The following is a 20,949-nucleotide window of genomic DNA, read 5'->3' as shown; positions in this document are numbered from 1 at the left end:
GACTTTGAATGCTCTATGCCCTTCTCTGCAGCGACAAGCATGATCACTTGCAGCTGCGCCTGGACACACGCACTGTGCACCTTGACTATCTGAACAGCCTCGGCGATCGCTTGAAGTTTGCAGGGCCCTTCCTTGGTGACGATGCAAAGCCTAATGGTAGTCTGGTAGTCATCGAAGCTGCTGATCTCGCCGCAGCAAAGGACATTGCGGCCAATGATCCTTATGCTAAGGCTGGGCTATTCGCGTCGGTCGATATACGCCCATGGAATTGGGCAGTGAAGAATCCGGACAATAAATAGGGCTCCCAAAATGGCATTCTGGCTTTTCAAATCCGAACCCGACGCATGGTCGTGGGACAAACAAAAGGCAGCTGGTACCAAGGGCACCGAGTGGACCGGCGTGCGCAACTATCTCGCACGCAACAATATGCGGGCCATGCAGATTGGTGATAAAGGCTTCTTCTATCATTCGAATGAAGGGTTGGAAGTTGTCGGTATCGTCGAGGTCTGCGCCCTCGTCCATCACGATTCGACCACCGACGATCCCCGCTGGGAATGCGTCGATATCCGCGCCGTCCAGGATGTGCCAATCCCGGTGACGCTAAAGGATGTCAAGGCCAACCCGAGACTGGAAAAGATGGCGCTGGTCACCTCCATGCGTCTATCGGTGCAGCCGGTGACGCCGGAGGAATGGAAAGAAGTCTGCCGCATGGGTGGACTGGATCCGGCTCCCGAATGACGCAACCCCATGGATGAGCCGCTTCTCGATCCAGACAGCGGCCGCTATCGCCGGTTTGTTCTGGCAAACACCACACTGCAATCACCACCACATGTGCCGGAGATCAAGCTTTACCTCGCCGATGAAGCCCACGATCTCTGGCACCGTACGGAAGATGAACTGGCAACCATAGGCTTACCCCCGCCTTTCTGGGCTTTTGCCTGGGCTGGAGGTCAGGGCGTGGCACGCTACGTCCTTGATAATCCGCAGACAGTCGCAAACGCTGTCGTCCTCGATTTTGCCTCCGGCTCCGGCCTCGTTGGCATAGCCGCGATGGTTGCGGGCGCCACGCGTGTCATCTCCTGCGATATTGACCCTTTCGCCCGCCCGGCAATTGCACTCAACGCCGACGCAAACCACGCAGCAGTTGAAATTCGCGTCGATGACTTGATCGGCAGCGATGATGGCTGGGATGTCGTGCTGGCTGGTGATGTGTTCTATGAAAAGCCGCTGGCAGACCGGCTCGTACCCTGGTTCACCGCGCTCGCAAAACGCGGCGCCAGCGTCATCGTTGGCGATCCGGGCCGATCCTATTTTCCCAAGGATCTCCTCGAATCACTCGCGGTCTACTCGGTTCCGGTGACGCGGGTCCTTGAGGACTCGGAGGTAAAGCAGACAACGGTCTGGCGTTTCAGGCACTAACGCAACACCCGAATAACTGTTCTGCCGGAAAGATAGGGCAGGAGCCGATCCATATCAGCACGACTCAAGGCAATGCAACCTTCAGTAGGGGTGTACCCCGGGCGTGCCAGATGGAAGAAGATGGCGCTGCCTTTGGCACGGCGGCGCGGCCTGACGTTCCAGTCCATAACAATACAGACATCATATAGATCATCCTTGCGCCACATGGTCTCGTGGCTTGCGCCATAGGGTATGCGGACTTTGCGATTGTAGTTGCGATCATTGCTGACTTCACACCACCCATCATTGCGACGCAGCGCTCCGAGCACCAGGGCACTCGGCCTCGTCACCTTCTTGTCCGGGCGCTTGAAGCCGTAGAGAAGCGGCATCCGTGCCAGCGGCGTTGCGCCGTCGCCTTCGCGTTTGAATGCGGTGATTCCGCCTTTGCCGAGCGCGCAGCGCAGAATCATGTTGCCCGCTATCATCTGGCCCTGGCTCCTGTGGCCTGGCCTGGGGCGAACATCGATTAGTTTCAAGGACCTGCTCAGCATGCTTGCCTCATAAAAAGCATTTTTATGTCAGACTGATGCGCCGCATATGCAATATCAAGTCGATGCTCTTTCTTTCCTGTATAATTCGACTTAAATTCCAACGACTTCTTTCCAATCGCGGGAGATCTGATGACAGCGCGTACCATTCTTATCGTCGATGACGATGCGGACCTGCGAGCAATTCTGGTTGAGCAGCTCAGCCTCTATGAAGAGTTCCAGATCATCGAGGAAGACAACGCCACCAAGGGCGTCCAGGCAGCGCGAAATGGGGTTGTCGATCTTCTGATCATGGATGTCGGTCTGCCGGACATGGATGGACGCGAGGCCATAAAGCTTTTGCGCAAGGGAGGATTCAAAGCCCCTGTCATCATGCTGACCGGGCACGACACCGATTCGGATACGATCCTCGGCCTGGAATCGGGTGCTAATGACTATGTGACCAAGCCATTCCGCTTCGCAGTCCTGCTCGCGCGCATTCGCGCACAGCTCCGCCAGCATGAGCAAAGCGAAGACGCGACCTTTGTTGTCGGGCCCTATACCTTCAAACCCGGGCAGAAGATGCTGATCGACGCGAAGGGCGGCAAGATCCGCCTGACCGAGAAGGAAGTCGCCATCATCAAATATCTCTACCGTGCGGGGGGTAAGGTCATCACCCGTGACGTGCTTCTGGAAGAGGTTTGGGGTTACAATTCAGGGGTGACCACACACACGCTGGAGACCCACGTCTACAGGTTGCGACAAAAAATAGAGCATGATCCATCGAATTCAACCATACTTGTCACCGAAAGCGGGGGATACAAACTCATTCCTTGATGCTGATGGGGCCAATCTAGGTATATGTCTGTAATTGCATGGCAATTGAAGATGATATTCGCATTCTGGAGACGGTGGGGCTGTTCGAGACGTTTACGCGCGACCAGTTGCGTCTGCTCGCCTTCGGCACGGAACGGCTTGTCCTGAGGGAAGGCCGCGAGCTCTACCGCGAGGGCCAGTCCGCCGATTGCGCCTATGTCATTGATCGCGGTGAGATTTCCCTGTTTCGCGAAGGTCCTTCGGGCCGCATCGTTCTGAAAACAGTCGGACCAGGTGCAGTCCTTGGCGAGATGGCGATCATTGCCCAAACCAAGCGGCTGACCAGCGCCATGGCCGAGACAGAGACAGAAGTCATCCGGCTCAATCGCTCGCTTTTCCGGCGGATTCTTGAGGAATATCCCGAAATTGCCGCTGCCCTGCACGATCAGATCGCCGCGGATCTCAGCGAGATGATCGATGCCATCACCCGCTACGAACATCTGTTCGGGGAACGCTAGTTCGCCTCAGTACAACAAAATTTCCCGCCTGGATTGAGAAAATCGTCCCAGAATCGACGATTCTCGTATGAGAATCGGGGGACGCTGTGCCGGAATCGCACAAGTCCGTTCGATTCTTGTCCGAGATACCGATCAGTCCAAATTAAAACGGGCAATGACCGGTACATGGTCCGATGGCCGGTCCCAGCCACGTGCCTCGCGCAGGATGGTGATGTCGGTGAGGTCATTTTCGAGGTCCGGAGAACCCCAGATATGATCGAGCCGCCGGCCGCGATCTGCCGCCGCCCAATCAGCGGCGCGGTAGCTCCACCAGGTATAAATTTTCTCGGACGGCGGAATGTGGTGCCGCATGAGATCGCTCCAGCCGCCTTGCCTGCGCAGGGCTTCGAGCCCCTCGGTCTCGATCGGCGTATGGCTCACAACCTTGAGCAACTGTTTGTGCGACCAGACGTCGGTTTCGAGCGGCGCGATATTGAGATCGCCGACCAGCAGGGAAGCATGCCCATCGCCGCAGACGGCGTTCATGGCCTTCATCTCATCGAGGAAGCCGAGCTTGTGCTTGAATTTCGGGTTGATCTCCGGGTCCGGCTCATCGCCACCGGCCGGCACGTAGAAATTATGGATGCGCAGGCGCTTCGATCCGGTGGCAACCACCGTACTCAGATGCCGGCAATCCGCGATATCGCAAAAGCCGACCCTGGCCGGTTCCGTCAAGGGTCGGCGCGAGAGCGTTGCAACGCCGTGATAGCCTTTCTGGCCGCTGATCTCGATATGCTCGTAGCCCGCCATGTGGAACGCTTCACGCGGAAAGAGATCGTCCGGACATTTCGTCTCCTGCAGGCAGAGCACGTCCGGCTGGTAGTCCGCCAGGAATTGCAGAACCAGCGGCAAGCGCAGGCGCACCGAATTGATGTTCCAGGTAGCAACGGAAAAAGGCATGGGAAGCTGGGCTCGCGGATTGTAAGAGGTTGCCGCGAGACTATTCGAAGTTCATCAGAATGAAAACCGAAAGAGCTATCATCCACAGATGCGCGGACGGTTATTTCTTCATTGCGATGCGGGTGTAGTCGATCTTGAACATGTCCGCAGCAAATCGCACACCCGTGCGGACATTGGTGATCATCACCGTCGTATCGAGGCCCTGAGCATCGGTAATCGTCCATTGCCGCAGATCATAGGACTTCGGATCGAACATCATCGTGATCGTCGAATTACCAAAGACCGACTTGTCACCAAGCACGATCGTCGTCATGTCCGACTCCTGCTTGACCGACTTGACCCTGCCGCCGGAAAGATTGATCTGATCGCTGAGGAGCAATTTCAGCGGTGTTTTCGACAGGGGATAGAGATCCCACGTGTCGAGCTTGCGATTGTTGATCACCACCGAATCTCCGTCGGAAATGACACGTATCGGCGATGGCTTGTTGTAGTTGAACCGGATCTTGCCCGGCCGTTCGATATAAAACGTGCCTTCCGTCTGTTCGCCGCGCGGACCGAATTGGACGAAGTCGCCAGTCAGCGTTTTGACGCTCGAGAATTTGTTGGCAATCTCCTGCGCCGCACTCACGCCGGCAGGCGCTGCCTGGGCAAAAGCCGGGGTTGTCAAAGCGGCTGTGCCGCCGAGCAGTAATCCCATGCCGATCATGGACGCGACCGCAGAAGCCCTGGCAAGCGAGCCAACTGTACGCACCGGTGCTTTTGTCTGTGTCATGGTCGTTTCTCCTGTCGTCATGTCTAGCGTTTAAACAACCAGTTAGGCTTCAGTATGGCTAAGAAACGGCAGAACCCCGTTTCTTGTTCCTCAAAGTCGTTACGTAACTGCGTTATTTCAACGTTATGTAATGCTTGGATTCCGATGATACCATAACGTACCGAAAAATCGTTACGTTACGGCACCGTTATCAAAACTCATCATCCTCTGTCGGTACCAGAATTTCGCGCTTGCCCGCATGATTGGCAGGGCCGACGAGTCCCTCCTGCTCCATGCGCTCGATGATGGAGGCGGCGCGGTTATAACCGATGCCAAGCCGGCGCTGGATGTAGCTGGTAGAGGCCTTCTTGTCGCGAAGCACAACTGCAACCGCCTGATCGTAGGGGTCGTCGGAATCTTCCAGATTCGAGGTTCCGGCAGGACCGCCGCCCTCATCCTCATCGTCCTCTTCGGTGATTGAATCGAGATATTCCGGAACGCCCTGCAGTTTCAGATGCTGGACGATCTTTTCCACCTCGTCATCGCCCACGAATGGTCCATGCACACGCTGGATACGGCCGCCGCCAGCCATGTAGAGCATATCGCCCATGCCGAGCAGCTGTTCGCCGCCCTGCTCGCCAAGAATGGTTCGTGAATCGATCTTCGATGTGACCTGGAACGAGATACGGGTCGGGAAGTTTGCCTTGATCGTACCCGTGATTACGTCAACCGACGGGCGCTGCGTCGCCATGATCACATGGATACCGGCAGCACGCGCCATCTGCGCCAGCCGCTGCACCGCGCCTTCGATGTCCTTGCCGGCAACCATCATCAGGTCGGCCATTTCGTCGATGATGACGACGATATAGGGCATCGGTTTCAGGTCGAGTTCTTCGGTCTCGTAAACCGCTTCGCCCGTCGCGCGGTCGAAACCGGTCTGCACCGTGCGAGCGATGCGCTCGCCCTTCTTGTGCGCTTGCTCGACCCGCTGATTGAAGCCGTCGATATTGCGCACGCCGACTTTCGACATCTTGCGGTAACGGTCTTCCATCTCCTTGACCGTCCACTTCAGCGCCACCACGGCCTTCTTCGGATCGGTGACGACCGGGGTCAGCAGATGCGGAATGCCGTCATAGATCGACAGTTCCAGCATTTTCGGATCGATCATGATCAAACGGCACTGTTCCGGCGTCATCCGGTAAAGCAGCGACAGGATCATGGTGTTGATGGCAACGGACTTACCCGAACCGGTGGTACCGGCGACGAGCAGATGCGGCATTTTTGCCAGATCGGCGATAACCGCTTCGCCATTGATGGTCTTGCCAAGGGCAAGAGCCAGTTTGGTCTTCGTCTGCTCGAAGTCGCGGCTTGCCAGAAGCTCGCGCAAATAGACCATCTCGCGCGTCTGGTTCGGCAGTTCGATGCCGATAGCGTTGCGTCCAGGCACAACGGCGACACGCGCGGCTATGGCGCTCATCGAGCGGGCAATATCGTCGGCGAGCGTGATGACCCGCGAAGACTTGATGCCGGGTGCAGGCTCCAGTTCGTAAAGTGTGACGACGGGACCCGGACGAACATGGATGATTTCGCCGCGCACGCCGAAATCTTCGAGCACGCCTTCCAGAAGCCGCGCATTCTGCTCAAGCGCCTCTTTGGAGAGAGATGGATTGCGGACGACATTCTTCGGTTCACTGAGGAAGTGCAGCGACGGCATTTCAAACGCATCAGATTTAATCAATGAGGCCTGGGCTTCGCGCTGGATGCGCGCTCCAGCCCTTGGCGCTGGTGCCGGCGTATCTATGCGGGCGGCAACCGGCTTGTTCGGCATCGCGGTTGGCCTTGCGGGTGCGGCCTGCGGTGCCCAATCGTCGATGTCGTCCTCCTCATCGCTGAACGCGACCGGATCAAAACGATCAGACCGGGCATCGAAGTCATTCCCGATGTCGATAGATGGTGCCTCGATCCGCGGCGCTTCGTCATAGAATCCAGGTTCCCGGCGTGCGCCTGTGGATGCTGCTTTCTGGCGCGAAACCGGGATATCATCGAGAAAATCGTCCTCGTGACGGCGGGCACCGATACGGCGTGCTCCGTTGTAGAGACCCGCACCATGCCCGGAAATGCGACGGATCAGTGCCTTCGTGCTCAGGAACCAATGGGTGAGAGCACCAAGGGCAAGCAGACCGCCGCCCTCATCCTCGTCTTCCTCATCATCATAATCATCTTCTTCCGCCACATGACGCGTGGATTTTTTGGGCATAGCCGGTTCGTTGTCACGATAGGTAATGCCACTGGCAAAAGCGAAGACCCAGAGGGTCGGGATGGCCAGAATGGCGACAAGGATCATCGCAAGGCCGCCGCGGGGAAATGTGCCAATAAAGATCGCTGGAATCTTCAAAACCATATCGCCGAAGACGCCGCCGAGGCCGATCGGCATCGGCCAGCTCTCAGGAACCGCAAAACAACCGGCCATCGCTGCTGCCATGAGCGACGCCCCGAACCAGGCCATCATGCGACTTGGCATGCGGTCCACACCCCGTCCGGTCAAAAACAGCCCGCCCCAGAAAAGCGCCGGCATAAGCGCGACAAGCATCGAAAGTCCGAAGAACTGCATACCAAGATCGGAGAAGACCGCACCGGGATATCCGAGCGCATTGCGCACCGGATTGGAGGTGGCATGGCTGAAACTCGGGTCAGTGACATTCCAGGTTGCCAGGCTGCCGATGGCAAAGGCAATAAAGCAAAACAGCGCCAGCCCCCAAAGGATGTGAATCTGCCTGCGGAAGATGCCGGTCAACCCGTGCCGCTCGTCTTCAATGGCATAAGACGCTGAGTATCCTTGACGCATGAAATCCGGTCCCACGTGAACGCATATTGACGGCTGTGACGGTGCCGCAGATTTGATTCCTACGTTAAGACGCGGATGGTTAAGGGGCCATTAACCATGGAGGGTGGTCGGGCAGGAATTAGCAAGCGGTAAAAGTCGATGCCGATTATCTCTCCCGTTGTGGGAGGTAATCAGCGCCCCAAAACAAAATGGGCCCGGAAAACCGGGCCCATCGTCATTGTCATCACGTACAGTTTATGAGGCGTGGTAGGCAGCTTCACCGTGCGAGGTGAGATCCAGACCTTCACGCTCGGATTCGGGGGTCGCACGCAGCCCGACGATCAGGTCGACGATCTTGTAAAGGATCGCGCTGCCGATGCCGGACCACAGAAGCGTAACCGCCACGCCCTTGAACTGCGCCCAAAGCTGGGTTGCAGTTCCTGCGTAACCGGCCGCGAAGTCGGCCGTCGAGTAGTCGACGATGCCAGCGCCACCCAGTGCCGGATTGACGAGGATACCTGTGCCGAGAGCACCGATGATGCCGCCAACGCAGTGAATGCCGAAAACGTCGAGGCTGTCATCATAGTCGAACTTGTTCTTCACAACCGCGACAAAGAAGTAGCAGACGAAGGTCACGACCGCGCCGAGTACAATGGCGCCCATCGGGCCAGCAAACCCGGCAGCCGGCGTGACGGCAACCAGACCAGCGACTGCACCCGAGGCAGCACCAAGCATGGATGCTTTGCCGCGCAGGAAGGATTCAAGCAGGATCCAGACCACCGTGGCGGCAGCGGTCGCCAAGAAGGTATTGACCATGGCGAGTACTGCATAGGCATTTGCTTCGAGGTTCGAACCTGCGTTAAAACCAAACCAGCCGACCCACAGCAACGATGCGCCGATCATGGTCATTGTCATGGAGTGTGGCGCCATGATGTCTTTCTTGTAGCCGACACGCTTTCCGACCATCAGTGCGCCAACAAGACCGGCGATACCGGCATTGATGTGAACGACTGTGCCACCTGCGAAATCGATTGCGCCGAAGCTGAAGATCAGGCCCGACGGATCCGAGTATGCGCTTGGACCGCCCCAGAACCAGACCATATGGGCGATCGGGAAATAGACGAACGTAACCCACAGAATGACAAACAGAACAACTGCGGAGAACTTAACGCGCTCGGCGAACGCTCCGATGATAAGTGCCGGGGTGATACAAGCGAAGGTCATCTGGAAGACAACGAAGACCAGTTCAGGGATGGCCACGCCTTTTGTGAAGGTTTCGGACAGCGTCGTTACGTCGACGCCGGCAAGAAACGCCTTTGACAACCCGCCGAAGAACGCGTTGCCAGGGGTGAATGCAAGGCTGTATCCATAAAATACCCAGATCAGCATCACGAGGGCTGTAATGGTGAAGACCTGCATGAGAACAGAAAGCATGTTCTTGGAGCGAACAAGTCCGCCGTAAAACAGGGCGAGGCCCGGGATGGTCATCAACAGCACAAGCACCGTGGATAGCATCATCCAGGTGGTGTCGCCCTTATCTACTGTGAAGGCTGGCGCCGCGGCGGCGGCTTCGGCTGCAGCTGGTGCGGCTTCCTGAGCGAACGCAGCCAGTGAACCGAATGCGGTCAACGCCAGCGAACCCAGAAGGGTGCTGCGCGCCGCGGATGTCAGACTGGTTGGAATTTTCATTATTATCTCCTTAGACCCCAAATAACTTACAGCGCGTCGGTGTCGGTCTCGCCCGTACGGATACGGACGGCCTGCTCGATGCTGAGAACGAAAATCTTTCCGTCACCGATCTGGCCGGTCTTGGCGGCTGTCGTGATGGCTTCAACGGCGGTGTCGACGAGCTCGGACGCGACAGCTACTTCCACTTTCAGTTTGGGAAGAAAGCTCACCGCATATTCGGCGCCGCGATAAATCTCGGTGTGCCCCTTCTGGCGGCCATAACCCTTCACCTCGGTGACGGTCAGGCCCTGGATGCCGACAGCGGTGAGTGCTTCACGCACTTCGTCCAGCTTGAACGGCTTGATGATGGCCATCACAATTTTCATTGACTATACCCCTGCGCTTGCGCGGCACCCCTCAGGTGGAATTACCTGAAGGGCAGCAACCCGCGTTGTACCCATCGCCTCAAGCCGACTGTGGCCGTTGGTGACTGGTCAGGAGTATTCAAGTTCCGTGCCAGACTCGAAACTGAATGCTAAGCTATTGATTATAATTAGATATTTTTAACCGCATGCAGCATGATTACGCATTTTTCAGCAACATGCCTAAAAAGTAGGCAATTGTGAACAAATGGTTAAGGTTCATTCCACAGGATGCACACGAATTAGGCCTTCCTGCGCGGTCGATGCAATCAATGTACCGTCACGGCTATAGATTGCACCACGGTTGAACCCACGCGCACCGGATGTACTCGGACTGTCTGCCGTATAAAGCAGCCAGTCATCGAAACGGCAGGGCCGGTGAAACCACATGGCATGGTCGAGGCTAGCCACCTGCAGATCACGGTCGAAGATCGACCGGCCGTGAGCATAGAGCGAGGTGTCGAGCAAGGTCATATCCGAGAGATAGGCAAGGACGGCGGCCTGCACGGCGCGATCCTCCGGCACTGGACCGGTGGCCCTGATCCAGACATTCTGCTCCGGCGGCAGCTTCTCGCGGGAGAAATAATGGGTGAGCGACAGCGGCTTCAGCTCGATCGGCCGGTCCTGCTCCCAGTAACGGCGAATATTGGCCGGAGCATTCTGCAGATACTGTTCCTTCAGATCCTTGTCGCTGATCAGCTGTTCCGGCGGAGTGAGGTCGAGCGGCCGCGGCTTCTGGTGCTCGAGCCCCGCCTCCTCGATCTGGAACGAGGCTTCGAGCGAAAAAATCGCATGGCCGTGCTGGATGCCGACGACGCGCCGTGTGGTAAAGCTGGAGCCATCGCGGATGCGATCCACCTCATAGATGATCGGCACTTTCGGGTCGCCGGCACGCATGAAATAGCCGTGGAGCGAATGCACATGCCGGAGTGGATCGACGGTGCGCTGCGCCGCCACCAGCGCCTGGCCGATCACCTGCCCGCCGAAGACGCGCTGCCAGCCGACCTGCGGGCTGCGACCTCGAAACAGGTTGTGTTCAAGCGTCTCAAGGTCGAGTATGGACAAAAGCTCTTTCATGGCGTCAGACATGATCGGCATCTCCTGTTTCGCGCGTTCCCAACGCTTGCAACAGGAAGAGGCGGTGAAGTCAAGCGCCGCATAGGGTAACCGGAGGCAATCATGGTTGAACGAAGCACCGATATCATCATTGCGGGCGCAGGCTATGTCGGCCTCGCGACGGCCGTGGCGCTGAAATCATCGGCCCCGCACCTCACCGTTACCGTCATCGATGCGGCACCGGCCGGGGTCTGGCGCAACGACACACGCGCATCGGCGATCGCCGCCGCCGCGAGCCGCATGCTCGACCGGCTCGGCTGCTGGGACGCCATCCTGCCCGAGGCGCAACCCATCACCGAAATGATTGTTACCGATTCGCGCACCTCCGATCCGGTGCGGCCGGTATTCCTGACCTTCAACGGGGAAATCGAACCGGGCGAACCCTTTGCGCACATGGTGGAGAACCGCGTCCTCAACGCCTCGCTGCGGGCCAAGGCGGAAGAACTCGGGATTGCCTTCATCGAAGGCGCGCCCGTCAACGGTTTCGAACAGGGCGAGGCGCACCTGACTGTTCACTATGCCAAAGACAAGAGCCTGCGCACGCGGCTTTTGATTGCCGCCGACGGCGTGAAATCCCGCCTGCGCGACATGGCGGGCATCAAGACGGTCGACTGGGAATATGGCCAGTCCGGCATCGTCTGCACCGTCGCGCATGAGCGCCCGCACCATGGCCGCGCCGAAGAACATTTCCTGCCCGCCGGCCCCTTCGCCATCCTGCCGCTCAAGGGCAACCGCTCCTCGCTGGTCTGGACCGAACGCACCGCCGATGCCGAACGGCTGATCAAGGAAGATGATTTTGTCTTCGAGGCCGAACTCGAACAGCGTTTCGGCCTGAAACTTGGCGAACTACATGTCGAAGGCCCACGTAAATCGTTTCCGCTGGGGCTGACTCTGGCGCGCGATTTCGTCAAACCGCGCTTCGCGCTTGCAGGCGATGCCGCGCATGGCATCCACCCGATTGCCGGGCAGGGCCTCAATCTTGGCTTCAAGGATGCGGCAGCACTGGCGGAGACGATTGTCGATGCCGACCGCCTCGGCCTCGACATCGGCTCGGTGGCGGTACTCGAACGCTATCAAACATGGCGCCGCTTCGACACGGTGCAAATGGGCGTTACCACCGACGTTCTGAACCGGCTGTTCTCCAACGACAATGTGCCGGTCCGCGCCCTGCGCGACTTCGGGCTCGGACTTGTCGAACGGATGCCGCGGCTCAAGGGATTCTTCATCCGCCAGGCCGCGGGATTGTCGACGACAGCGCCCAAATTACTGCAGGGCCAGCCGATCTAGCTAGAGCGGACGCGGATATTGGCGGTAGATTGCGTCGATCTCCTTTAGGATCTCCGGCGACAGCGTGATCTGGCTTGCCCAGATATCGGTCTTCAATTGCTCCATGGAAGTTGCGCCGATAATAACCGAGGTCATGAACGGCCGCGTCAAAGCAAAGGCGATGGCCATCTGCGCCACGTCGAGACCGTGCTTGCGCGCAAGATCGATATAGGCCTTCACCGCAGGCGCGGAATGTTCGTTGCTGCGCCAAAGGCCGCCTGGCTGGATGGCACCGCGCGTTCCCGCCGGCATTTTCCCGTCCAGGTATTTACCGGTCAGGACACCCGAAGCCAGCGATGAGTAGGCCAGCAGCCCGACATCCTCGTGATGGCTGAGTTCGGCAAGATCGAGGTCGAACACGCGCTGGATCAGGCTGTATTCGTTCTGTACGGAAGCAACCCGCGGCAGGTCGCTGCGTTCGGCAAGCTTCAGCCATTGGCCAATGCCCCATGCTGTCTCGTTGGAAAGGCCGATGTGCCGGATCTTGCCTTCCTTGACCATATCATCAAGGCCGGCAAGCGCCTCTTCGATCTGCGTCGTGACCAGGTTCTTGTCCTGTTTCTGCGGGGCATAATTCCAGGCGGAGCCAAAGTGATAATGGCCGCGAGCGGGATAATGCACCTGATAGAGGTCGATATAGTCGGTCTGCAGCCGCTTCAGGCTGCCTTCGACCGCTTCACGCACCGAATTCCTGTCCGGTCGTGTTCCATTGCGGATCCAGCTGTTGCCGCCGCCCGAGACCTTGGTAGCGAGCACAAACTGGTCCCGCTTGCCGGTTTTCTTGAACCATGTACCGATATAATTCTCGGTCTTGCCATAGGTTTCGGCACTTGATGGAATGGCATAGACTTCCGCCGTATCCATGAAATTGATGCCTGCCTCGAGCGCATAGTCGATCTGCCGATGCGCGTCTTCTTCGGTGTTCTGCACGCCCCAAGTCATCGTGCCGAGGCAAATTTCCGTGACGTCAATATCCGTACGGCCAAGCTTTTTCAGTTTCACGAGATCTTCCTGTTCGATTTTGGGTTGATCAGTCGACTTGTAGGCCAAGCCGCTGTTTGAGCTTTCTGACACGCTGGCCATAATGGTGGGAGACTGGAACGGCAGCAGCGGCCACCCCTACCATATCAATCAATTCATTTTTTTCCAGATCATTGAGCCGCTGGCGCAGAAACGGCGACGTTTTTTCGATAACTGTCGGCGTATCGCCAATCTGGATAAAGGCCCATTTGGCATAGATCATCGCCTCGTCTGCCTTCCTGGGATTGCTGATATCGATTAAGACGCTCCGCACTGCATCGAAATGCCCTTCAGTGATCAGGATATCTTCAGCGATGATTGCGAAGATCACAGTTGCCGCCGCAAGAACCGGATCCTCAATGGCCGTCAATGGCGAATGCTCGGCCTGCAGCCGTATCTTCCTGCGCCGAAAATATCCACGCACACGCCCGGCACTGTCGATGGCATCGCTAGCCGCGTCACCCAACACTTTTAACCTGTACCACCAGAACAAGCCGCCGCCGAGAATTCCAAGAATTGCGAGGACAATATGCATGATCAAAACCCTTAAAAAAGGGCTAATTCTACGAAAGGGAAATAGGACGGTAAAATAGGCAATGGAATAATACAGTGCCATGGATATGATACGGAACCATGGTAGCACGAAGCCGTTATCGCCAAGCCTGATGACGGCGTGATTCCACGCCATGCAACCAGTTCCAACGAGGGAGATACAAATGGACAGACAAGCTACAGCGATCTGGAAAGGCGCCCTTACCGACGGTGCCGGTACGCTCGACACGCAAAGCGGCGCGCTCAAGGGTCTTCCTTATAATTTCAAGGCACGCTTCCAGGATGAAAGCGGCACCTCCGGCACCAATCCGGAAGAGCTGCTGGCCGCAGCCCATGCCGGATGCTTCGCCATGCAGCTTTCGCATTTTCTCGCGGAGAATGGCACGCCGGCCGCAAATCTGGAGGCCAAGGCAAAAGTGACGATAGGCCCGGCTGCGGGCGGCGGCTTCGAAATCACCCGCAGCGCCCTGACACTGGTTGGCGATGTTCCAGGGATCGACGAGGCTACCTTCGCCAAGCTGGCCGGACAGGCAAAAGCCACTTGCCCGCTGTCAAAAGCCCTCGGGGCGATCGAGGTCACACTGGATGCCAAGCTGGCGTGATTATTTGAAACGGCTAAATGCAGAACGGGCGCTTTCGGCGCCCGTTTTGATTTTACTCTGATTACATTATCAGATGCGTTGTGAGTGTCGAACCACAAACAACAACGCTGGCAGCGCTGGATCAGACCCGCCGCTCGATCATCATCTTCTTGATCTCGGCAATCGCCTTGGCCGGGTTCAGGCCCTTGGGGCAGGTTTGCGCGCAGTTCATGATCGTGTGGCAACGATAGAGACGGAACGGATCTTCGAGATTGTCGAGCCGCTCGCCCGTAGCTTCGTCGCGGCTGTCGATCAGCCAGCGATAGGCCTGCAGCAGAACGGCGGGGCCAAGATAGCGATCGCCATTCCACCAGTAGCTCGGGCAGGATGTCGAGCAGCAGGCGCAAAGGATGCACTCATAAAGACCGTCCAGCTTGGCGCGGTCCTCATGGCTCTGCAGCCATTCCTTAGCGGGCTCGGGCGACACAGTCTTCAGCCACGGTTCAATCGACCGGTGCTGGGCATAGAAGTTGGACAGATCCGGTACCAGATCCTTGACCACCGGCAGGTGCGGCAGCGGATAGATCTTCACCGGTCCCTTGATCTCATCCATGCCCTTGGTGCAGGCGAGCGTATTGGTCCCATCAATATTCATGGCACAGGAACCGCAAATGCCTTCACGGCAGGAGCGGCGCAGCGTCAGCGTCGGATCAATCTTGTTCTTGATCCACAACAGGCCATCGAGAACCATCGGGCCGCAATCGTCCAGATCGACATAATAGGTGTCGATGCGGGGATTTTCGCCATCATCCGGCGACCAGCGGTATATCCGGTACTCGCGCAAATTGTTCGCGCCCTGCGGACGATCCCAGGTCTTGCCGGGACGCATCTGCGAGTTCTTGGGAAGTGCAAGTTCAACCATGATATTCTGGTTCCTTGATCAATACACACGCGCTTTCGGCGCGATCTTGGCGAGGCTGATGCCCCCATCCTCCTCCTTGACCAGCGGGTCAAGGTGGACAGGACGGTAACCGAGCGTAACCTCGCCGTCTGGGGTGAGCCAGGCGAGGCTGTGCTTGCGCCAGTTAACGTCATCGCGGTTGGGGAAATCCTCATGCGCATGGGCGCCGCGGCTTTCCTTGCGCGCTTCGGCGGCAACGACCGTGGTCAGGGCGTTGGCCATCAGGTTTTCCAGTTCCAGCGTTTCCACCAGGTCGGAATTCCAGATCATCGAACGGTCGGTGACCTTGACGTCCGGCAACTCGCTCCAGATCTTTTCCATGCGTTGAACGCCGGACTTCAGCGATTCCGATGTGCGGAACACGGCCGCATCTTCCTGCATGGTCCGCTGCATCTTTTCGCGCAAGGCAGCTGTGGGCGTGCTTCCATTGGCATGACGAAGACGATCAAAGCGATCCATGATCTTCGTTACCGAAGCTTCGTTGATATCCGGGATCTTGGCATTGCGATCAATCACCTCGCCAGCGCGGATCGCGGCTGCGCGACCGAACACGACAAGATCGATCAGCGAGTTGGAGCCTAGACGGTTGGCCCCGTGCACCGAGGCGCAGCCCGCTTCACCCACGGCCATCAAACCAGGCTGGATGCGGTCGGGATTGTCGGGGGTCGGGTTGAGCGCCTCGCCCCAGTAATTGGTCGGAATGCCGCCCATATTGTAGTGAACCGTCGGGAGGACCGGAATCGGCTCCTTCGTGAGGTCAACGCCGGCGAAAATCTTCGCCGATTCCGAAATGCCGGGCAGGCGTTCATGCAGGACCGCCGGATCGAGGTGATCCAGATGCAGGAAGATATGATCCTTGTTCTTGCCGACACCGCGACCTTCGCGGATTTCCAGCGTCATGCAACGCGAAACCACGTCGCGCGATGCCAGATCCTTGGCGGAGGGCGCATAGCGCTCCATGAAGCGCTCGCCTTCGGAATTGACGAGATAGCCGCCCTCGCCGCGCGCGCCTTCGGTGATCAGACAGCCGGCGCCGTAGATGCCGGTCGGATGAAACTGCACGAACTCCATGTCCTGCAATGGCAGCCCAGCGCGGGCGACCATGCCGCCGCCGTCACCTGTACAGGTATGCGCCGAGGTCGCGGAGAAATAGGAGCGCCCGTAGCCGCCCGTAGCCATGACCACCATCTTGGCGGCAAAACGATGAATCGTGCCATCATCGAGATTCCAGGCGACAACGCCGGTGATCGTGCCATCCTCATCCTGGATGAGATCGAGCGCGAAATATTCGATGAAGAACTGCGCATTGTTGCGCAAGGACTGGCCATAGAGCGTGTGCAGGATGGCGTGGCCGGTGCGGTCGGCCGCGGCGCAGGTGCGCTGCACCGGCGGACCATCGCCGTAATTCATCATGTGCCCGCCAAAGGGGCGCTGGTAGATTTTGCCTGCTTCGGTACGGGAGAACGGCACGCCATAATGCTCAAGCTCATAGACCGCTGCCGGCGCTTCGCGCGCCAGATATTCCATCGCGTCGGTGTCTCCGAGCCAGTCGGAACCCTTGACGGTGTCATACATGTGCCATTGCCAGGAATCCGGCCCCATATTGCTGAGCGAGGCGGCAATGCCGCCCTGCGCCGCAACCGTGTGCGAGCGGGTCGGGAAGACCTTGGTGATACAGGCGGTCTTCAGGCCCTGCTCGGCCATGCCGAGCGTTGCCCGCAGGCCAGCGCCTCCGGCCCCGACCACGACCACATCGAACTTGTGGTCGACGAATGTATAGGCCTTGCCGCCGATTTTTTCTGTTGGTGCCATGATAGAGTTTAAACTCCGAAGCTCAGCTTGAGGATCGCAAAGACGCTGACAATGCCAACCGCCAGAGCGAAGAATGTATTGAGCATCAACAGCACGATCTTCGTGCCTTCGCCGTGTACGTAGTCTTCAATGATCACCTGCATGCCGAGGCGCATATGATAGAGACCGGAGATGATCATCATCAGGAGAACCAGGGCTGTCAGCGGGTGGGAGAGGGCTGACCTTGTCTCGGCAAAGCCAGCACCATGCAGGGACAGGATCAGCCCGATGAAAAACAGCATCACCGGGATATTGGCCAGCGCCGTCAGCCGCTGACGCCAGAAATGATCCGTGCCCTCCTTCGCGGAACCAAGTCCGCGAACTTTCTTAAGCGGCGTGCGCATATCGCTCATTTCCGCCTCCTTTAAGCTATTGTGAATGCGGCGATCCAGACAAGGATCGTCAGAGCGACGGAAAGAATGAGCGAAGCCCAGGCCATTTTCGTGGTCGTGTCCTTATCCAGGCCCCGACCCGTATCCCAGATCAGGTGGCGTATGCCGCCGATCATGTGGTGAATGAGAGCCCAGGTATAGCCGAGCAGCACCAGGCGGCCGAACCAGGAACCATAAATCCCGTTGACGAAATTGAAATATTCCTCATTCGTCGCCGCCGCAATCAGCCACCAGGCAACCAGCAATGTGCCAACATAGAGCGCCGAGCCGGTGATCCGGTGGACGATGGACATGACCATGGTTGGGATTGGCTTGTAGATTTGCAAATGCGGCGACAATGGCCGGTTTGCGTGTAGATTTGTCTTGCTCATGGCGTCCCCAAGATTAGCGCCGCATCTGGTTAGACGGGCAGGGCCGAAAAGGCTGGATAGAGGCAATTTAGAAGGGTTTTAATCCGGTTTTTGCACTGCGTCAAAGCCCCATTCCGCCCCCTCATGCGGCGAATTGGTCACAATAGCAAGTCATTAAGGTTTCTGCTTAAAATTCAATCGTTTAAAGCATGCAAACCGGCCTCGTAAGGGCAAATTTCCGGCACTGTGTGGTGCAAAAAAATATTTGAGTGAGTCTGTCCGAATAACGTTCCGATTGCACTATTCTGGCTCATTTTATCGCTGTTGGTATGCGACAAACCAAGTCGCCCGCAGAATGCCGCTGATGTTGCGGCTACCCTGCGTTGATCTGCTCCTATTGGTTACCGAACCGTATGATGAAGCTCGTCCAGTCGGCCGGCGCCGCGACCTGTTCGTAGAGTTTGCGCCCGTCCTCCGGCACGCGCGGCGCATTGAGCGAGAGCTTGGTCCAGCCGCGCTCCTCCGCCTTGTCGGCGAGGACATCGATCAGGGCCTTGGCAATGCCTTTGCCACGGTGATCGTGATGCACATAGATATGGTCCACCTGACCGGCGCGCATGCCGGAAACCGGCTCGGGAAGATCGTAGAAGATGACGAAGCCGACGAGATGACCGTCCAGACGCGCACCGGCGATTTCCGCAGCGCGGTCACGCAGGAGGTTTTCCGCATAGTAATCGTCCGGACGGCGCGGCGCACCGCGTTTCAAGGCCTGGGCATAGCTGGCAAGCAGCGGCGCGAATTCATGAGCATCACTCAGATGCAGCAGAGAAATGTCGATGGCGTGTTCATCTCCGGTCTTCTTGGTCATGATCGCTTCCGTCCCTTTGGCATCTGCCCGATTAAGGCAATTCTTATAAACCGGAGGATTGGTTGATTGTGTCCTGCCCGTCAACCTGCGCCCGGTATGAAAATCGATTTGATTAGGTTTTGGGCAGATGACAATTGTTAATAAAAGGTTAATCTCGAAGTTTAGGAAGTTCGATCCGTGAGGTAACCGCGATGTTCCAGAAGAAAGCTACCCGTACTGTAGCGGCGTCGATGGGACTCGCGCTTGTCCTGACAGCTTCGCAGATTGCTGGCGCAAACGATTTTAATAGCAGCAACACCTACGGCGACGAATATGGCAATGTCATCCAGCACGAAGCCGGCGGGCCGAAGATCATCTTCGTGGGTTCTTCGGCAGCGAAATCCGATGGGTTGGGCCGCGATATTAGGCGGCAGGTTCCGGTCTACAAGCGCGCCAAGGGGCCATCGGTGATTTACCCGGTGAGCGATCCGGTCGTCGTCGGTGTCGTTCCGGCGCCCAACACAGGCTGCGACAGCCCCTTTGTCATTCGGGGACGCAGTTACATGTATGGTCTCGACCGCAATGAAACGCCGGTTATCGGCCATCCCGGCTGCGACTAGCACCGATCCTTTGGAGATTTGATTTGCCTCGGTGAGCCGCGCCCTGTAAAGGGGGCCGCTTCATCGAAAAGGTAGTACTCATGGCTCGCAACTCTGACGGCGCACTGGTCCTGTTTTCCGGCGGACAGGATTCCGCCACGTGCCTTGCCTGGGCGCTATCCCGTTTCGACCGTGTCGAGACGGTGGGTTTTGACTATGGCCAGCGGCACCGGATCGAGCTCGAAGTGCGTGGCGGGTTCCGCAACGCCCTGGCGAAGCAGTTTCCACATTGGGCGGCAAGGCTCGGCGACGATCATATGCTGGATGCCGGCGTCGTGGGGCAGCTCGGCGCATCTGCGATGACCAATGATATTGCCATTGAGATGGCTGAAAACGGCTTGCCCAATACCTTCGTGCCCGGCCGCAATCTGCTGTTCTTCACGCTCGCCGGGGCGCTGGCCTATCGCCGCGGCCTGCGCGTCATTGTCGGCGGCATGTGCGAGACCGATTATTCCGGCTATCCCGACTGCCGCGATGACACGCTGAAAGCCCAGCAGGTGGCACTATCGCTCGGCCTCGATCGCCGCGTCACCATTGAAACGCCGTTGATGTGGCTCGACAAGGCCGAGACCTTCGCGCTGGCCCAGGACCTTGGCGGTGAACCGCTCCTCGACCTTATCGTCGAGAACACCCATACTTGCTATCTCGGCGATCGTTCCAAGCGCCATGCCTGGGGCTATGGCTGCGGCACCTGCCCCGCCTGCGAGTTGCGTTCTGCCGGCTGGCAGAAATTCAAGGCGGAAGCCCTATGACTTACGCCGTCAAGGAAATCTATCTGACCCTGCAGGGCGAGGGCAACCACACCGGCCGTGCTGCCGTATTCATGCGCTTTGCCGGTTGCAATCTTTGGTCGGGTCTTGAGCGCGACCGCGAAGAGGCCGTCTGCCAGTTCTGCGATACGGATTTCATCGGCGTGAACGGCCCGGGCGGCGGCAAGTTCAAGACCGCTGAAGCTCTGGCCGATGCGGTGGCGGCGCAATGGCCCGATGCAGATAGATCGGGCGGCAAGCCCTATGTCATCTGCACCGGCGGCGAACCGCTGCTGCAGCTCGATGCGCCGCTCATCGACGCCTTTCATGCGCGCGGTTTCGAAATTGGCGTCGAGACCAATGGCACCATCGCGGCGCCGTCCGGGCTCGACTGGATTTGCGTCTCGCCCAAAGCGGCAGCGCCGCTTGTCCAGACCAGCGGCAACGAGCTCAAGCTCGTCTTTCCGCAAAAGGAGCCCGAGACGCATCCATCGCGCTTCGAGCAGCTTTCCTTCGAGCATTTCTATTTGCAACCTCTTGACGTCATCGGTGATCCGGCGCAAACCGCATCGCATGTGGCATCTGCAGCGGCCTATTGCCTCGCCCATCCGCTTTGGCGGCTGAGCACGCAGACACATAAACTGATCGGCTTGCCCTGAGGGCGAGCTCGTTGTTTACCGCA

Annotated in this window: 24 protein-coding genes; 10 read left to right on the top strand and 14 right to left on the bottom strand. The window is 58.0% G+C overall.

Annotation, left to right across the window (positions count from 1 at the left end; all coding sequences use genetic code 11):
* Nucleotides 1–8: 8 nt before the first annotated feature.
* From BLM14_RS19695 to BLM14_RS19685, 3 genes are read left to right on the top strand one after another with little or no spacing between them, the layout of a single operon-like run.
* Complete coding sequence (locus BLM14_RS19695) at nucleotides 9–299, top strand: YciI-like protein (protein ID WP_100000930.1); 291 nt, start codon at nucleotides 9–11, stop codon at nucleotides 297–299.
* A gap of 10 nt (nucleotides 300–309) precedes the next feature.
* A complete protein-coding gene (locus BLM14_RS19690) occupies nucleotides 310–738 on the top strand; it encodes an EVE domain-containing protein (RefSeq protein WP_100000929.1) in 429 nt (142 codons plus the stop codon).
* 9 nt (nucleotides 739–747) lie between these two features.
* Complete coding sequence (locus tag BLM14_RS19685; protein WP_100000928.1) at nucleotides 748–1,419, top strand: class I SAM-dependent methyltransferase; 672 nt, start codon at nucleotides 748–750, stop codon at nucleotides 1,417–1,419.
* Here the strand turns inward: BLM14_RS19685 and BLM14_RS19680 are convergent.
* Nucleotides 1,416–1,949, bottom strand: a complete 534-nt coding sequence (locus BLM14_RS19680; protein WP_100000927.1) for a L,D-transpeptidase family protein — start codon at nucleotides 1,947–1,949, stop codon at nucleotides 1,416–1,418. The two genes, BLM14_RS19685 and BLM14_RS19680, sit on opposite strands and share 4 nt — an antisense overlap.
* Before the next feature lie 129 nt (nucleotides 1,950–2,078).
* Between BLM14_RS19680 and BLM14_RS19675 the strand changes: the two genes are divergently transcribed.
* Entirely contained in the window at nucleotides 2,079–2,762 is a 684-nt protein-coding gene (locus BLM14_RS19675; protein ID WP_100000926.1) for a response regulator transcription factor, read from the top strand.
* A gap of 38 nt (nucleotides 2,763–2,800) precedes the next feature.
* The gene (locus tag BLM14_RS19670) at nucleotides 2,801–3,259 is read left to right on the top strand and encodes a cyclic nucleotide-binding domain-containing protein (protein WP_100000925.1); all 459 of its coding nucleotides are present in this window, start codon (nucleotides 2,801–2,803) and stop codon (nucleotides 3,257–3,259) included.
* Nucleotides 3,260–3,391: 132 nt separating this feature from the next.
* Here BLM14_RS19670 and BLM14_RS19665 read toward each other — a convergent pair whose 3' ends face one another.
* The 6 genes from BLM14_RS19665 to tesB all read right to left on the bottom strand — a co-directional run bounded on the left by BLM14_RS19665 (nucleotide 3,392) and on the right by tesB (nucleotide 10,952).
* On the bottom strand, nucleotides 3,392–4,198 hold the full coding sequence (locus tag BLM14_RS19665; RefSeq protein ID WP_100000924.1) for an exodeoxyribonuclease III: 807 nt from the start codon (nucleotides 4,196–4,198) through the stop codon (nucleotides 3,392–3,394).
* Nucleotides 4,199–4,298: 100 nt separating this feature from the next.
* A complete protein-coding gene (locus BLM14_RS19660) occupies nucleotides 4,299–4,970 on the bottom strand; it encodes an outer membrane lipoprotein carrier protein LolA (protein ID WP_100000923.1) in 672 nt (223 codons plus the stop codon).
* Nucleotides 4,971–5,160: 190 nt separating this feature from the next.
* A complete protein-coding gene (locus BLM14_RS19655; protein WP_100001547.1) occupies nucleotides 5,161–7,794 on the bottom strand; it encodes a DNA translocase FtsK in 2,634 nt (877 codons plus the stop codon).
* A 234-nt stretch (nucleotides 7,795–8,028) separates the two neighbouring features.
* Nucleotides 8,029–9,462, bottom strand: a complete 1,434-nt coding sequence (locus BLM14_RS19650; RefSeq protein WP_100000922.1) for an ammonium transporter — start codon at nucleotides 9,460–9,462, stop codon at nucleotides 8,029–8,031.
* 26 nt (nucleotides 9,463–9,488) lie between these two features.
* Entirely contained in the window at nucleotides 9,489–9,827 is a 339-nt protein-coding gene (locus BLM14_RS19645; protein ID WP_100000921.1) for a P-II family nitrogen regulator, read from the bottom strand.
* A gap of 255 nt (nucleotides 9,828–10,082) precedes the next feature.
* Nucleotides 10,083–10,952 carry an acyl-CoA thioesterase II gene (tesB, locus tag BLM14_RS19640; protein WP_237143415.1) on the bottom strand — a complete coding sequence of 290 codons (870 nt, stop codon included), beginning with the start codon at nucleotides 10,950–10,952 and terminating at the stop codon, nucleotides 10,083–10,085.
* 90 nt (nucleotides 10,953–11,042) lie between these two features.
* Here tesB and BLM14_RS19635 point away from each other — a divergent pair, with 90 nt between their 5' ends.
* Nucleotides 11,043–12,266: a ubiquinone biosynthesis hydroxylase gene (locus BLM14_RS19635; protein ID WP_100000919.1), complete on the top strand. Its 1,224-nt coding sequence runs from the start codon at nucleotides 11,043–11,045 to the stop codon at nucleotides 12,264–12,266.
* Here BLM14_RS19635 and BLM14_RS19630 read toward each other — a convergent pair whose 3' ends face one another.
* Both BLM14_RS19630 and BLM14_RS19625 read right to left on the bottom strand, forming a co-directional pair.
* Nucleotides 12,267–13,307 carry an aldo/keto reductase gene (locus BLM14_RS19630; protein WP_100001545.1) on the bottom strand — a complete coding sequence of 347 codons (1,041 nt, stop codon included), beginning with the start codon at nucleotides 13,305–13,307 and terminating at the stop codon, nucleotides 12,267–12,269. It abuts the gene before it with no gap.
* A gap of 28 nt (nucleotides 13,308–13,335) precedes the next feature.
* On the bottom strand, nucleotides 13,336–13,860 hold the full coding sequence (locus tag BLM14_RS19625) for a hypothetical protein (protein ID WP_100001544.1): 525 nt from the start codon (nucleotides 13,858–13,860) through the stop codon (nucleotides 13,336–13,338).
* Between the two features lie 181 nt (nucleotides 13,861–14,041).
* Here BLM14_RS19625 and BLM14_RS19620 point away from each other — a divergent pair, with 181 nt between their 5' ends.
* Nucleotides 14,042–14,479, top strand: coding sequence for an OsmC family protein (locus BLM14_RS19620; RefSeq protein ID WP_100000918.1), 438 nt, complete (start codon nucleotides 14,042–14,044; stop codon nucleotides 14,477–14,479).
* A 121-nt stretch (nucleotides 14,480–14,600) separates the two neighbouring features.
* Here the strand turns inward: BLM14_RS19620 and BLM14_RS19615 are convergent, their stop codons facing one another.
* From BLM14_RS19615 to BLM14_RS19595, 5 genes are all read right to left on the bottom strand, one after another.
* On the bottom strand, nucleotides 14,601–15,380 hold the full coding sequence (locus BLM14_RS19615; RefSeq protein WP_100000917.1) for a succinate dehydrogenase iron-sulfur subunit: 780 nt from the start codon (nucleotides 15,378–15,380) through the stop codon (nucleotides 14,601–14,603).
* 18 nt (nucleotides 15,381–15,398) lie between these two features.
* Nucleotides 15,399–17,231, bottom strand: coding sequence for a succinate dehydrogenase flavoprotein subunit (gene sdhA / locus BLM14_RS19610; protein WP_100000916.1), 1,833 nt, complete (start codon nucleotides 17,229–17,231; stop codon nucleotides 15,399–15,401).
* 8 nt (nucleotides 17,232–17,239) lie between these two features.
* Nucleotides 17,240–17,623, bottom strand: coding sequence for a succinate dehydrogenase, hydrophobic membrane anchor protein (gene sdhD / locus BLM14_RS19605; RefSeq protein WP_100000915.1), 384 nt, complete (start codon nucleotides 17,621–17,623; stop codon nucleotides 17,240–17,242).
* Nucleotides 17,624–17,634: 11 nt separating this feature from the next.
* Nucleotides 17,635–18,033 carry a succinate dehydrogenase, cytochrome b556 subunit gene (sdhC, locus tag BLM14_RS19600; protein ID WP_100000914.1) on the bottom strand — a complete coding sequence of 133 codons (399 nt, stop codon included), beginning with the start codon at nucleotides 18,031–18,033 and terminating at the stop codon, nucleotides 17,635–17,637.
* 373 nt (nucleotides 18,034–18,406) lie between these two features.
* Nucleotides 18,407–18,880 carry a GNAT family N-acetyltransferase gene (locus BLM14_RS19595; RefSeq protein WP_100000913.1) on the bottom strand — a complete coding sequence of 158 codons (474 nt, stop codon included), beginning with the start codon at nucleotides 18,878–18,880 and terminating at the stop codon, nucleotides 18,407–18,409.
* 191 nt (nucleotides 18,881–19,071) lie between these two features.
* Between BLM14_RS19595 and BLM14_RS19590 the strand changes: the two genes are divergently transcribed.
* The 3 genes from BLM14_RS19590 to queE all read left to right on the top strand — a co-directional run bounded on the left by BLM14_RS19590 (nucleotide 19,072) and on the right by queE (nucleotide 20,926).
* Nucleotides 19,072–19,479, top strand: coding sequence for a hypothetical protein (locus BLM14_RS19590; RefSeq protein ID WP_100000912.1), 408 nt, complete (start codon nucleotides 19,072–19,074; stop codon nucleotides 19,477–19,479).
* Between the two features lie 80 nt (nucleotides 19,480–19,559).
* Complete coding sequence (queC, locus tag BLM14_RS19585; protein ID WP_100000911.1) at nucleotides 19,560–20,270, top strand: 7-cyano-7-deazaguanine synthase QueC; 711 nt, start codon at nucleotides 19,560–19,562, stop codon at nucleotides 20,268–20,270.
* Nucleotides 20,267–20,926, top strand: coding sequence for a 7-carboxy-7-deazaguanine synthase (queE, locus tag BLM14_RS19580; RefSeq protein WP_100000910.1), 660 nt, complete (start codon nucleotides 20,267–20,269; stop codon nucleotides 20,924–20,926). The genes queC and queE overlap by 4 nt, the downstream gene beginning before the upstream one ends.
* Nucleotides 20,927–20,949: the final 23 nt, after the last annotated feature.

The organism is Phyllobacterium zundukense, from assembly GCF_002764115.1.
Taxonomy (GTDB): Bacteria; Pseudomonadota; Alphaproteobacteria; order Rhizobiales; family Rhizobiaceae; genus Phyllobacterium; species Phyllobacterium zundukense.
Note: the sequence above shows the minus strand (reverse complement) of the source record. Positions and strands in the feature narration are given on the sequence as shown.

Bases quoted from the DNA above. Each gene is read 5' to 3' on its own strand.
- BLM14_RS19695 (WP_100000930.1), top strand. From the start codon at position 9: ATGCTCTATGCCCTTCTCTGCAGCGACAAGCATGATCACTTGCAGCTG.
- BLM14_RS19690 (WP_100000929.1), top strand. From the start codon at position 310: ATGGCATTCTGGCTTTTCAAATCCGAACCCGACGCATGGTCGTGGGAC.
- BLM14_RS19685 (WP_100000928.1), top strand. From the start codon at position 748: ATGGATGAGCCGCTTCTCGATCCAGACAGCGGCCGCTATCGCCGGTTT.
- BLM14_RS19680 (WP_100000927.1), bottom strand. From the start codon at position 1,949: ATGCTGAGCAGGTCCTTGAAACTAATCGATGTTCGCCCCAGGCCAGGC.
- BLM14_RS19675 (WP_100000926.1), top strand. From the start codon at position 2,079: ATGACAGCGCGTACCATTCTTATCGTCGATGACGATGCGGACCTGCGA.
- BLM14_RS19670 (WP_100000925.1), top strand. From the start codon at position 2,801: ATGGCAATTGAAGATGATATTCGCATTCTGGAGACGGTGGGGCTGTTC.
- BLM14_RS19665 (WP_100000924.1), bottom strand. From the start codon at position 4,198: ATGCCTTTTTCCGTTGCTACCTGGAACATCAATTCGGTGCGCCTGCGC.
- BLM14_RS19660 (WP_100000923.1), bottom strand. From the start codon at position 4,970: ATGACACAGACAAAAGCACCGGTGCGTACAGTTGGCTCGCTTGCCAGG.
- BLM14_RS19655 (WP_100001547.1), bottom strand. From the start codon at position 7,794: ATGCGTCAAGGATACTCAGCGTCTTATGCCATTGAAGACGAGCGGCAC.
- BLM14_RS19650 (WP_100000922.1), bottom strand. From the start codon at position 9,462: ATGAAAATTCCAACCAGTCTGACATCCGCGGCGCGCAGCACCCTTCTG.
- BLM14_RS19645 (WP_100000921.1), bottom strand. From the start codon at position 9,827: ATGAAAATTGTGATGGCCATCATCAAGCCGTTCAAGCTGGACGAAGTG.
- tesB (WP_237143415.1), bottom strand. From the start codon at position 10,952: ATGTCTGACGCCATGAAAGAGCTTTTGTCCATACTCGACCTTGAGACG.
- BLM14_RS19635 (WP_100000919.1), top strand. From the start codon at position 11,043: ATGGTTGAACGAAGCACCGATATCATCATTGCGGGCGCAGGCTATGTC.
- BLM14_RS19625 (WP_100001544.1), bottom strand. From the start codon at position 13,860: ATGCATATTGTCCTCGCAATTCTTGGAATTCTCGGCGGCGGCTTGTTC.
- BLM14_RS19620 (WP_100000918.1), top strand. From the start codon at position 14,042: ATGGACAGACAAGCTACAGCGATCTGGAAAGGCGCCCTTACCGACGGT.
- BLM14_RS19615 (WP_100000917.1), bottom strand. From the start codon at position 15,380: ATGGTTGAACTTGCACTTCCCAAGAACTCGCAGATGCGTCCCGGCAAG.
- sdhA (WP_100000916.1), bottom strand. From the start codon at position 17,231: ATGGCACCAACAGAAAAAATCGGCGGCAAGGCCTATACATTCGTCGAC.
- sdhD (WP_100000915.1), bottom strand. From the start codon at position 17,623: ATGAGCGATATGCGCACGCCGCTTAAGAAAGTTCGCGGACTTGGTTCC.
- sdhC (WP_100000914.1), bottom strand. From the start codon at position 18,033: ATGAGCAAGACAAATCTACACGCAAACCGGCCATTGTCGCCGCATTTG.
- BLM14_RS19595 (WP_100000913.1), bottom strand. From the start codon at position 18,880: ATGACCAAGAAGACCGGAGATGAACACGCCATCGACATTTCTCTGCTG.
- BLM14_RS19590 (WP_100000912.1), top strand. From the start codon at position 19,072: ATGTTCCAGAAGAAAGCTACCCGTACTGTAGCGGCGTCGATGGGACTC.
- queC (WP_100000911.1), top strand. From the start codon at position 19,560: ATGGCTCGCAACTCTGACGGCGCACTGGTCCTGTTTTCCGGCGGACAG.
- queE (WP_100000910.1), top strand. From the start codon at position 20,267: ATGACTTACGCCGTCAAGGAAATCTATCTGACCCTGCAGGGCGAGGGC.